The following is an 11,478-nucleotide window of genomic DNA, read 5'->3' on the forward strand; positions in this document are numbered from 1 at the left end:
AGTGACCCTAAAAAAGAGCGGGGATTGTCATGTTAAACGGGCTCTATCGCCCCATAATACTAGAATCTTACTCCACTCCTTTCCTTCATTGACCTAAATTAAGAGGTCGTATCTGAACATAGGATAATGAATGTTATAGTTCTGACCTTAGAATCGTGACGGATTTAGGACTGGCCGACCACTGCGCTGAGCGTAGTACTTTGCCAGGGTATTTCGTGGACCTGTAATAGCCACAACTCTCCTCTGGACACTTTGCAACACTACCCACTACTGTTATGGATACCCTATGTATTACGCCAGAGGACGATGATTTGCTTCACGGTCGAGAGTTGATTTCAGGCATCGATTACACTCCAGGCATCGCTCTAACGATTAATAGTCAAAAGCTACTCACGGAAAAGGAAGGCTATGAAGCGTTTCTCTACACGTTGCTGCGGTACTGGGAGATGTCGAGTTGCACGGACTTGACGGACATTCTCAGCGGGGGGGAGTATGTGGAGCCTGGTCGGCCCATGGACACGGCCTTCTGGTATTATTGGCTCGATGCATTAACCTACGTCAGAACCCTGGGCCCGCCTCAGTTGGCAAATGTGCCCCGACAATTGGCCCTTTCTGACAAGCGGATTGCTATTGAGGGAAGCCAAACGTTAACCGAACAGGAAGGCTATGAAGCATTGCTCTACACGCTGCTGCAATACTGGGAGAAAACGGGCAAGGATGACTTGACTGCTATCTTGAGTGCAGGAGCCTATGTGGAGCCGGACACGCCAGCCGACCCGGTAATTTGGTATGCTTGGCTGGAGGCCATCGCCACGGTGCGCCGACAAGGGCCTCCTCCCTTGAAAGAGTTGCATTGATTTGCCCTGATGGTGTCTGGGTTATAGCGCATCCTAGGCTACATGCCTATTCCACCGCCACGGCTGTGCTGCTGCCCGGCCTGGCGCACGCGCTGCTGGGCCACTTAGCGCTGCGAGCTTATAACATCTTGCAAACGGTCTTCTGCAACACGTAAAACCACGGCCATAAAGGTAGTTTTCTGAGCCTTAGCGCGCTGTATTTTTCTTTTTCTGAGAGGACGCCAAATATCGTGGGCCAGTAACCGCAAAACCAAGTGGATATTCTGCGTAATCGACTTGCACGCGGCTTAGCTGGTCTTAAACCGAAAATTTGAGTCAGGGGTGTGCAATAAAACCTGGCCGGGCATCTTTAGGGCTCCAACCTGCCCCGTTTCCACTTCGCCCATGCGCTTATTCCTGTTTTTCTGCCTGCTCCTGACCATGATTTTCAGCGCCGACTCTGCCGCCCCCGTGCCGCCCGGCCCCTACGCGGCCCGCTGGAAGAAGATTGACGCGCTGCTGCGCAAGGACCAGACCGCCACCGCCGCCCCGCTGGTGGAAGCCATTTATCAGCAGGCCAAAAAGGCCGGTGATAGCCCCGCCTACGTGCGGGCGCTGCTCTACAAAGTCCGGCTGCTGCAAGCCAGGGACGAAGACGATGCCGAAAAGTCCATCGCGCTGCTCGAAGCGGAATTGAAAACGGCCAGCTTTCCGGCCCGGCCCATTCTGCACTCGCTGCTGGCCGAGCAGTACACCCAGTACCTCAACCAAAACCGCTACCGCCTCTATCAGCGCACCGCCGGCGCGGCCCCCAGCACCGACGACCAAAAAACCGCCGACGGCGGTACCGGCCTCGCCACCTGGGACGTGGGCCGGCTGGGCGCGGCCATCGTGCGGCACTACTACCAGTCGGTGGAAGATGAGCCCCAGCGCCAGCTCAAAACCACGCTGGCCGAGCTGGGCGACCTGGCCGTGGGCGGCGATGCCGAAGGCCGCGCCCTGCGCCCCACGCTGTACGACCTGCTGGCCCAGCGCGCCATCGAGGGCCTGAAAAACCAGGAATTGTACGTGACCCGGCCCGAGCAGCAGTTCCAGCCCGTGGAGCCCAAGCTGTTTGGCACGGCGGCCGAGTTTGCGGCCCTGCGCCTGCTGGCCCCCGATGCCGACTCGCTGAACGGCCAGCTGCACGCGCTGCACCTTTTGCAGCGCCTCACGGCCTCGCGCCAGCAGCTGGCACCGGCCAACCTGGCGGCGCTGGCCGACGTGGATTTGAGCCGAATAGACTACCTGCGTACCCTCACCCAAAACACCGACCTGGCCGCGCAGTATGAACCCGCGTTGGTGCGCCTGGCCGAAACGTACAAGGCCTTGCCCATCAGCACGGAATTTATGGCTCGGCGGGCCGAGGCCGAGCGCGCAGCGGGCGACAACGTGGCCGCCGTGAAGCTGGCGCGGGAGGCCGAAGCCCGGTTTCCGAAGTCGCGCGGCGCGGCGCGGGCCCGGCAGCTGCGGGCGCAGATTGAGCAGCCGGAGGTTTCATTTTCAGCCGATGACGTGGTGATTCCCAACAAACCGTGGCGGCTGCAGCTACAGGTTCGCAACGTAACCAGCTTACATGCCTGGGCCTACCGAATTACGCTAAAAGAGTGGGAAAAGTCAGGTGAGTATGACGAGAAAAATCGCCCCGTAGCCCAGCGCTACGCCCGTGCGCTGCGGGCGGCCCCTGCCGCCGCTTGGGTAGTACCTGTGCCTGCTTATCCACAGCCATACGCCGCGCAAGTGCTGGCGATGCCTGGCGCAGCAGTGCCGCTGGGGTATTATCTGGTCATCATCAGCAATCAGGCTGCTCCGCCTATCGAGCACCGCTCTGGTGCGGTGGCGGCTTTTGGCTTCGTAAGCGCAAGTGAGCTGAGTGCCGTGGTGCGCCGCGACCCCGATACCGGTGCTGCGCAACTGCTGGCATTGCATCGGCAAAGTGGGGCGGTGCTGCCCAATATTCGGGTGCAAGCACACTACCAGCACTACGAGCCGGACAAACGCCGGTGGGTGAGCCGGGCCGACCAAACGGCGGACACCGACATGCAGGGAATTGCCCGCTTTCCGATGCCCGCCGAAATACCGTACCGCGAGGCGCAGATGCAGTACCTGCGGCTCACGCACGGGGCTGATACCCTGCAACTCGCCGGGCTAAGCCGCGGTGCAACCTACGGTGGCGCGGGCGGCGGGCAAGCCCAGCGCCGCACCTTCATTTTCACCGACCGCGCCATCTATCGGCCGGGCCAGACGCTGTATTTCAAAGGCATTCTCACCGAAAGCCTGCGTTCCAAAACCAGCCTCGTGACGAGCCAGCCCGTGAGTGTGCGGCTGGTAGACGTGAACGGCCAGACCGTGCAAACCCTACCCTTCACCACCTCCGATTTCGGCAGTTTCCACGGCTCCATCGTGCTGCCCACGGGCCTGCTGAATGGCGAAATGAGCCTGCAAACTGACCACGGCAGCCTGCAGTTTGCGGTGGAGGACTACAAGCGCCCCACCTTCCTCGTTACCCTGGATTCGGTGCCCGGCCGGCCACAGCTGGGCCAGCCGCTGACCATGAATGGCCGCGCCCGAGCCTACGCCGGGCAGGCCACCGACGGGGCCAGCGTGCGCTACCGCGTCACGCGCCGCGAGCTGTGGCCGCTGTTTGATTTCGGCTACGGCGGGCGCGGGATTTATGCGCCCGGCCAGGGCCAGGGCAGCCAGGAAGTAGCCCACGGTACCACCACGACCGATGGCGAGGGCCGGTTCAGTATCAGCTTCACGCCGCCGCTGCTGCCCAAAGTGCCGGGCCGCAATCGGGGCTGGGAGCCGGGCTACCTGTTCGAGATAACCGCCGACGTGACCGATGCGGCCGGCGAAACCCGCGCCGGCACCCGCAGCCTGCCCATCGGCCGCAACCCACTCAGCCTGCGCCTGGAGGGGCCCGGCTTGGTCGATAAGCAGCGCCTGCCCACCTTCCGGCTCTTCAGCGCCAATGCTACCGGCGAGCCGCTGCCCGCCACCGGCACCCTGCGCCTGCTGGCCCGCCGCTACCGGCCCAACCCGCCCGGTGTGCCTGGCGCGCCGGTGATTTCGCCCGCTACCGAATTGCCGGCCGAGTTGGTTAGCACGCTGCCTTTTGATACGAAAAATGGCCCGGTGCTCGACCTGAAAGCCGCGCTGGCGGCCCTGCCCACCGGCCGCTACCGCCTCGAAGCCCGGGGCGCGGGGGCCGATACGGCGGCCCGTGCTCGCCAGGATTTTGACCTTTACGATTCTAAGGCCGCCACCGTGCCCTTCGCCACGCCCGACTGGTTTGTGGCCCTGGCCGATACCGTAGCGCCCGGCCAGCCAGCCAGCATCCTGCTGGGCAGCAGCGAGGCCGGGGCCCGCATCCTGCTGGAAGTGGAGCGCGAAGGCCAGCTGGCCCACCAGGAATGGCTCACGCTGAGCGCCAATGAGCAGCGCCGCATCAGCATAGAAAGCGGCCCTGCCACCGCCGTTGGTCCGCTCTACATCCACACCACGCAGGTGCGCGACAACAGCCTCTACCGCCACGATGCCACCGTGCGGGTGGCTGAGCAGCCCCAGCCGCTCCAGTTATCCATCGCCACGTTCCGCGACAGGCTCCAACCCGGCCAGCGGGAAACCTGGCGCGTCACCATCCGCCAGGCCAACGGCAAAGCGGCCGACGCCGAGCTGCTGGCCACGCTCTACGACCAGAGCCTGGATATTTTCCGGCCGCACAGCTTCATGGGGCTGGAAGTGGGGGCGGGGTATTACCCGGCCCGGTTCGGGTGGCACGGGGAGTTTGGGGAGGTGAACTCGCAATCGTTTGCCGTGACGGATAACGGCCCCGTGCCGGTTGCGGTAGCGTATCCGGAGCTGAATACCTGGCAAACCCTGCCTGGCTCAATGATAGTGGGCTACGGTGGGGGGCGGGTCCGTCGGGCTTTGGCCGGGCGGGTGTCTGGGGTAGAATTGAGTGAAGTGACAGTAGCAAATAGCATGGCTGCACCGGAACTAATGGCTTCGGCTGCAATGGCTGATTCCGCGCCGGGGCCAAGCGACAGGATAGTGGTTCGGGACGAGAACGGCACCGTTTCAGCTCCCCCAAAGCCCGCCGCGCCCGACCTCAGCACCGTCCCCACGCGCTCCGATTTCCGCGAAACGGCCTTGTGGCAGCCGGCCCTGCGCACCGATAAGAATGGCGACGTGGTGCTCGAATTCCAGATGCCCGGGGCCGTGACGCGCTGGCAGCTGCTGGCCCTGGCCCATGATAAGAACCTGCACAGCGGCCAGCTCGCCCGGCAGCTCGTGACGCAGAAGGAAATCCAGATTTCGCCCAACGCCCCGCGCTTTTTCCGGCAGGGCGATACGTTCATCTTTCCCGCCAAGTTCTCGAACCTGACCGATTACGCCACCAGCGGCACCGCGCAATTATTCCTGCTCGATGCGGCCACGGGTCAGGATATCACCAGTCAGCTGGTGAAAGGTTCGACGCAGCAAACCGTGTCGGCCGCCGCGCACCAAAGCGCCGCGCTGGGCTGGCAAATCAGCCTGCCGAATGATTTCGCGCCGGCTGCGGTGACGTATCGGGTAGTGGCGCGGGTGGAGGGTCAAGAGCCAAGAACCAAGAACCAAGAAAAAGGCCGCAAAAAGAAAAGTCGTCAGGCTCCCCTCCCCATCGGGGAGGGGCCGGGGGCGGGGTTTTCCGACGGCGAGGAAAACACGCTCCCCGTTCTCCCAAACAGAATCTTAATCACCGAGAGCCTGCCGCTGCCCATTGTGGGGCCCGGCAGCCGCACGTTCGAGCTGACCAAGCTGACGAGCACCAGCAGCCCCACGCGCCGCAACTATTCCCTCACGCTGGAAATGACGGCCAACCCCGCCTGGTACGCCGTGCAGAGCCTGCCCTACCTCATGGAGTACCCGTACGAGTGCTCCGAGCAGGTCTTCAGCCGCCTCTACGCCAACCTCATCGCGGCCCGGATTCTCAAGTCCAATCCGCGCTTCAAAACCATACTGGCGGAGTGGACGCGCCAGGCGCAAAACGGTACCGCGGCCCAGAAAAATGCCCTCGCCAGCAAGCTGGCCCAGAACCAGGAGCTGAAGAATCTGCTGCTCCAGGAAACGCCCTGGGTACGCGACGCGCAGGGTGAAACCGAGCGGCTGGCCCGTCTCACCGAGCTCTTTGATGAAGCGCGGCTGCAGGGCGAAACCAGCCGGGCACTGCTCAGGCTCCAGCGCATGCAGCGGCCCGGCGGCGCGTTTCCGTGGTTCGATAAAATGCCCGACGACCGGTACATCACCCAGCTCATCGTGGCGGGTTTCGGCAAGCTGAAAAAGCTGGGGGCGTTTGATGCGGCTCAGGACGACGTGGCCCGCGGCATCCTCCAAAGCGCCCTCCGCTACCTCGATGAGGCCACGGCCCGCGACTACGCCGAGCTGCGCCGTCAGAAAAACGTGAAATTGGCCAATAACCAACTTGGCGATTTGCAAATTCAGGCCCTGTACGCGCGCAGCTTCTGGCCGCAGCCAGCCGAAGCGGCGGCCAAAACGGCCTACGCCTACTACCGCGAGCAGGCCGCTACCTACTGGCCCGCCCAAACCCGCTACCTGCAAGCGCAAATTGCCCTCGGCCTGTTTCGCGCCAATGCCAAAGCGCCGGCCGCCGCTGAGATTCTGCGGGCTTTGAGCGAAAACGCCCTGCACTCGCCCGCGCTGGGCATGTACTGGAAGGAAGTGCGCGGCGGTTATTACTGGCGCGAAGCCCCCACCGAAACCCAGGCCACGCTCATCGAAGCATTCGACGAAGTCAAGAATGACCAGAAATCGGTGGATGAGATGAAGCTCTGGCTGCTCACCCAAAAGCAAACCCACCATTGGGAAAGCACCCGCGCCACCGCCGATGCCTGCTACGCCCTGCTGCTGCGCGGCTCCGACTGGCTGGCCCCCACCCAGCCGCTGCAAGTGACGGTAGGCGGCCAGCTCGTGAAGCCCGAGGCCGCGCAGGCCGGCACCGGCTACTTCAAAACCAGCTGGGCTGCCGCCGAAGTGCAGCTCGCCCAGGGCAAAGTCACCGTGAGCAAGCCCGACGCGGGCGTAGCCTGGGGCGCGCTCTACTGGCAGTATTTCGAGGATATCGACAAGGTGACGGCTGCCGCCACGCCCCTCAGCCTGGAGCGCCAGCTCTACCGCGAAACCCGCACGGCGGGCGGCCCGGTACTGGAAAAGCTCACGGCCACGTCGCCCCTGAAAATCGGTGATGCCTTAGTAGTCCGGCTGGTGCTACGCACCGACCGCGCCCTCGAATACGTGCACCTCAAGGACCAGCGGGCGGCGGGGCTGGAGCCCATCGGGCAGCTCAGCGGGTACCGCTATCAGAACGGGCTGGGCTACTATGAGTCGCCGCGCGATGCGGCTACGAACTTCTTTTTGGGTGAAGTACCCCGCGGCACCCACGTTTTTGAGTACCGGTTGCGGGCCAGTCAGGCCGGCGATTTTTCGGGCGGGCTCAGCCAGGTGCAGTGCCTGTATGCGCCCGAATTTGGCGCGCACTCGGCCGGCTCGCGGCTACGGATAGCGCCGTAGCTGCCGAAGGGGCAAAATAGGGCCTTGGGCGGTCGAAATGGCCCTCATAGTGTTTAAAACCACTTTGTTCTTGCATTCCGCTGAGATATAGTGTAGCTTTGTTCTCCGTTGATATTACTTTATTCGTCTATGAAGCACCTATTTGTCTTCCTTTCGCTGCTGCTCACCTGGAGCGGGGCGCAGGCTCAAAACGAGAAGCAAACCCCCGTCACGAAGCTGCCCGGCGAGGAAAACCTGAGTTTGCGGGAGCGTGCCGAGCGCGATTTTCTGATGCCGGTACGCCGCAAGAAAGTCGTGGTGGAAGCGCCCAAAGCCAGCGCGGAGGAAAACACCGCTTCGCCGGAATCGGATGCCACGGCGCGCTACGCCGATGCCAGCGATGAGGCCGCCATGCCGGCCCACACCACCCGCAGCTACGAGGCGCGCCACTCGGAGGCCCTGGCCGCCCGCCGTGCCGCCGCCCGCCGCGAAGAAGCCCGCGCCGAGGCCAGAGCGGAAGCCCGGGCCGAGGCCCGCGCCGAAGCCCGCCGCGCCGCCCGCCACTCCTCGCGCAGCCACAGCAGCAAGTCGAAAGTAAAGTCCGGCAAAGCGAAAGCACACTCGTCGTCTTCGCGCGGCAGCAAAAGCAACGCCAGCAAGTCGAAAAGCAAAAGCAAGTCGGCGGCCCATTCCAGCAAGAGCAAATCGAAGAGCACCAGCAGCAAAGCCAAGAGCAGCCACAGCAGCAAAAAGAGCAGCGCCAAGAAAAGCACTTCGCACAAATCCACGAAGAAAAGCACGCCTTCGAAATCGAAGAGCACCAGCAAAAAGCATCGCCGCTAAGACGTCGCAACGTTTGATAGGTACCAACAGCAACGCCCGGCACATCAGTGTCGGGCGTTGCTGTTTTGTGGGGGGCGAGGGCTAACCCGGAACGTCATGCAGAGCGCAGCGAAGCATCTTTACCTCGGGAGTAATTAATGCTAATGCAACGAAGCGGTAAAGATGCTTCGCTACGCTCTGCATGACGTGCCTTTTGGACTGTTCTCACACTCCATTTACTCTCAACTTACCGCTGGTTGCGGATGATGAAATTGCTGAACGTGGCGGTAGTTTCCCCGGCACCCTGGGCGATGAGGGCTACGCGCACGCCGCGGTCCCAGGGCGGGAGATAGGTGCCGTTGAGGCTGAAGGATTCGGTGGGCAGGGGCTGCCAGGTGGTGCCGTCGGTGCTGTAGGCGAAGCGGTAGCGCTGGCCGCCCCACACTTCGAGGTGCAGGGTGAGGGTGGCGCAGGGCTCGATGTAAGCCTGGGCGAGGGTTTGCTGCTTGCCACTGCGGACGTGCCAGATTTGAACCTGGCCGTTGCCGGCCATTATTGCCAGGGCGTTGTAGGGGTCGCCCACGGCGGCGAGGCCGGCGAAGGTGTCGACCGGGAGGGCGGCGAAGTCGAGGGTGGTGGCGGCTTTGTAGGTAGCGGCGTGGGTGCGGCGGGCGATGATGGTGCCCAGGCGCGAATCGGTGGCGGCCAGGTGCAGCCGGCCGTGGCGCACGGTGGCGGCGGGCTTGGGCGCGGTGATGGGCCACTGCCATTCGAGGCCCAGCCGCTCGCCGGCAAACTCATCGGCCACGTTGAAGCGGGCCAGGTCGCGGGGGGCGGGGGCCTGGGGGCTGCGGTTGATGAACTCGGGCCAGCCCTCGGCGTTCCAGGTGAACTCGGAGAGGAGGCCCTGGCGACCCACGAATTCGTGGCTTTCGGCGGCGTAGGCGTGGTGCAGCAGGAACCAGCGGCCGTCGAGCTCGCACACGGTGCCGTGGCCGGGGCACTTCCAGGTGGTGTTGCGGTCGAGGATGGGGTTCTGGTCGTGCTTCTCCCAGGGGCCGAGCAGGGTGCGGGCGCGGGCCACGCCGGTGGCGTAGTTGCAGCCCTTGCCGCAGCAGGAGTTGCCGGCGTAGAACATATAGAACCAGCCATCGTGGCGCACCAGGGCGGAGCCTTCCACGAGGGGGCCTTCCCAGCGCACGTCGTTGGTGAACAGCTCGGTGGGCTCGCCGATGAGGGCAGTGCGCTCAGGGTTGAGGCGCTGGGCCCAGATGGGGGTTTCCTGGTGGCAGGAGTTGCCGTCTTCCTTCCAGATGAGGTAGAGCTGGCCGTGCTCGTCGGGCATGGCGAAGCCGTCGATGGAGCCGGCTGCCTGGCCCACCAGGGGGCCGTGGTCGTGGTAGGGGCCGGCGGGGTGGTCGGCGCTGGCCACGGCCACGCACAGCACGCCGCCCTTCTGGCGGACAGTGTAATAGAGGTAGGTGCGGCCGTTTTCGTGGTGAAACTCGGGGGCCCAGAAGTTAGAGCCGGCCCAGTCGGGCAGCTTATCGGGGAAAACGTGGCCCACCAACTCCCAATCGAGCAGGTTTTTCGATGAGAAGAGGGGAAACACGGCCCCCCACTCGGCCGAGGTGGCGCTGGCCCAGTAGGTGTCGCCGATGCGGGTGATGGTGGGGTCGGGGAAGTCGCCGGGCAGCACGACGTGGTCGTAGGAAACGCGGGCGGGGGCGCTGACGGGCGAAACGCCGGCGTGCGGAGCCCAGGGGGTGGCCTGTTCTGGTTCGATTGACACGGTGGGAGGTGCAAGAGCGGAAGAAAAGAAAGCCGGCCTTGGCGGGTTCAGCTTTCCAGATTAGAAAGGTAGAGAATTTGGGCGAGTGGTTAGGCAGAAACTGTATTTATCCGGGTAGCTGCCTGAAAATAATCGACCAACGAATAGCTGCACCCGGTGAATGATGTCAGGGTCAATGCGGAGGACAATTCCCCGGTAATGGCCATCTGCGGCCTGAATTAGTCAGGTATGAATTCAGGTTAAGTCGTATGTGAGCAAAGCATAATTTGCGCCACACTTGCCGGAATTGAGGCAATGATTTTGGTAAAAACTTGATTATACCAAGAATGTTCGATAACGGTGACGCGGGGGTGGATTGTTTTTAGCGGGGCGGCCGGCCTGAACCATCCCGCTACATCTAGTTTGGGCGGGTACGGGCGCAACCGGCCACGCCAGCGGCCTAAGCAGTCGTGCGGCAGTCATCGTGCAATCGGCGGCGGCCCGGCCCGGCGGCCGGCTGCCTGACGGCCGAACCGGACCGGCTGCTAAACCGGCTGCTAAGCCGGATAGCGCAATTTCCAGGTTAGTGTACAGGCAGTTGGCAGTAGCGCGAAGCACCGCTTCGCGCTACTGCCGGCACGCGTACACCAACTTGGAAACCGCTCTAGCCATCCGGTTGGCCGTTGCGGCCGCTGGCGTTTATCGGGGTGGTGGGCGTGGTGCTGACCAGTGCCGCCCGCGCCGACGTAGCGCCCGAGCTGGCCCGGCAGGGCCTGACGCCCAAGGCCCTAAAGCCGCTGGCCGAGGCGCTGGACGCTTTCCGCACGGCCCAGCCGGCCCCGCGCAAGTTGATTGATGAGCGGGTGCTCTCGGGCGGGGCCCTGGAAGACCTGGTGGACGACCTGATGGTGGAGGTGCGCGCCCTCGACGAGGACATGAAGGCCTTCAAGCTCCTGGACCGGCCCCTGTACGACGGGTACGTGCAGATGCGCAAGATTATCAGCTCCGGGGGCGACGGCGGGGCGAAGGGTAAGCCGGGGGCTTAGGTTTCTTTAGGGTTGGAAATGAGGCCGCCCGCTGCCGGTTGGGGAGCGGGCGGTTTTTGTTGTTGCAAGCCGTATAACTGCTGTGACGCGCGCCAGCTCGGTGGTGCTTAACAGCAGATAATAAGTTGTTAGTCATTAGTTGTCAGATGTTAGCAGGATGGCAATCGTCTGACTGACAACTAACAACAAGCAACTGACAACCCGTTTACTTTTGAACGACTGCTTAAGTTCTGAATATCGTTGACGGAGCAATCTGCTGCTTTTCCATCTGCCTATGGAGGCTATGTGTATGGTCCCGGAGTATGGTGGGTCGGTTCTCGAATAAAGCTACTAGGATTTTTCCGCCATTCCGCACAAACAAATTCGTAGGGTGTCAATCCCTTGAGCCGTTTGAGGCGTTTGGCAAAGTTGT

Annotated in this window: 5 protein-coding genes and 1 pseudogene; 4 read left to right on the forward strand and 2 right to left on the reverse strand. The window is 62.9% G+C overall.

Translation table 11 applies throughout. The annotated features are described in order from the left end of the window. Positions 1–275 precede the first annotated feature (275 nt). The 3 genes from ABD819_RS21140 (at position 276) to ABD819_RS21150 (ending at position 8,270) form a co-directional block, all read left to right on the forward strand. On the forward strand, positions 276–857 hold the full coding sequence (locus ABD819_RS21140; RefSeq protein ID WP_345127634.1) for a hypothetical protein: 582 nt from the start codon (positions 276–278) through the stop codon (positions 855–857). Positions 858–1,241: 384 nt separating this feature from the next. Beyond that, positions 1,242–7,448, forward strand: coding sequence for an alpha-2-macroglobulin family protein (locus ABD819_RS21145; protein ID WP_345127635.1), 6,207 nt, complete (start codon positions 1,242–1,244; stop codon positions 7,446–7,448). 129 nt (positions 7,449–7,577) lie between these two features. Beyond that, a complete protein-coding gene (locus ABD819_RS21150) occupies positions 7,578–8,270 on the forward strand; it encodes a hypothetical protein (RefSeq protein WP_345127637.1) in 693 nt (230 codons plus the stop codon). Between the two features lie 226 nt (positions 8,271–8,496). Here the strand turns inward: ABD819_RS21150 and ABD819_RS21155 are convergent, their stop codons facing one another. Beyond that, on the reverse strand, positions 8,497–10,041 hold the full coding sequence (locus tag ABD819_RS21155; RefSeq protein WP_345127638.1) for a family 43 glycosylhydrolase: 1,545 nt from the start codon (positions 10,039–10,041) through the stop codon (positions 8,497–8,499). A 662-nt stretch (positions 10,042–10,703) separates the two neighbouring features. Here ABD819_RS21155 and ABD819_RS21160 point away from each other — a divergent pair. Beyond that, a complete protein-coding gene (locus tag ABD819_RS21160; RefSeq protein WP_345127640.1) occupies positions 10,704–11,066 on the forward strand; it encodes a hypothetical protein in 363 nt (120 codons plus the stop codon). A 281-nt stretch (positions 11,067–11,347) separates the two neighbouring features. On the opposite strand, the pseudogene ABD819_RS21165 reads toward ABD819_RS21160, so the two are convergent. Continuing rightward, positions 11,348–11,478 (reverse strand): annotated as a pseudogene (locus tag ABD819_RS21165) (IS481 family transposase); the annotation flags it as partial.

It is taken from the genome of Hymenobacter antarcticus (genome assembly GCF_039539545.1).
Lineage (GTDB): Bacteria > Bacteroidota > Bacteroidia > Cytophagales > Hymenobacteraceae > Hymenobacter > Hymenobacter antarcticus.

Bases quoted from the DNA above. Each gene is read 5' to 3' on its own strand.
- ABD819_RS21140 (WP_345127634.1), top strand. From the start codon at position 276: ATGGATACCCTATGTATTACGCCAGAGGACGATGATTTGCTTCACGGT.
- ABD819_RS21145 (WP_345127635.1), top strand. From the start codon at position 1,242: ATGCGCTTATTCCTGTTTTTCTGCCTGCTCCTGACCATGATTTTCAGC.
- ABD819_RS21150 (WP_345127637.1), top strand. From the start codon at position 7,578: ATGAAGCACCTATTTGTCTTCCTTTCGCTGCTGCTCACCTGGAGCGGG.